The 680-nt window shown below is 62.5% G+C and carries 1 protein-coding gene; it reads right to left on the bottom strand.

Translation table 11 applies throughout. From position 1 onward, the window contains the following. On the bottom strand, positions 1-680 hold a 680-nt coding region (locus EOA28_RS37685), incomplete at both ends, for an ATP-binding cassette domain-containing protein (protein WP_128315943.1).

Here is a 680-nt window from a genome sequence, read left to right as displayed (position 1 = left end):
GACCAGTGGATGGCGCCGCATCGTTCATCCGTAACTTCCTGTCCTCGTACCAGACGCTGCCATTGCGGCTCTCGACGGGAATGAAGCTGGACTCGCCGATGAAGCCGGCGACGAACTTCGTCCGCGGCCTGGCGTAAAGAACTTCCGGCTGGTCGATCTGTTCGATGCGCCCGGCATTCATGACGGCGATGCGGTCCGACATGGTGATCGCCTCACGCTGGTCGTGCGTGACGTAGACGGTCGTCATGCCCAACCTTCGATGCAGGTTGCGCAATTCGATCTGCATGTGCTCGCGCAGGCTCTTGTCGAGCGCCGACAGCGGTTCGTCCATCAAGACGATGCGCGGTTCGAAGACGATGGCGCGGGCCAGGGCCACACGTTGCCGTTGGCCGCCGGAGAGCTGGTCGACACGGCGCTCGCGGAGGCCCTTCAGTTGCACCAGGTCCAGCGCCCTCTCGACGCGTTCAGCTGTTTCCGCGGCCGACACGCGGCGCTGCTTGAGTGGAAAGGCGATGTTGTGGAAGACGTTCATATGCGGGAACAGCGCATAGTTCTGGAACACCATGCCGATGTTGCGCTTGTGCGGCGGCATGGTTATGATCTCCTCGCCTCCGACCTTGATCGAGCCGGCATTGGCCCGCACGAAGCCGGCCAGGATCATCAGCAAGGTCGTCTTTCCC

It is taken from the genome of Mesorhizobium sp. M2A.F.Ca.ET.067.02.1.1 (assembly GCF_004023285.1).
Taxonomy (GTDB): Bacteria; Pseudomonadota; Alphaproteobacteria; order Rhizobiales; family Rhizobiaceae; genus Mesorhizobium.
This window is presented reverse-complemented; position numbering and strand designations above follow the sequence as displayed.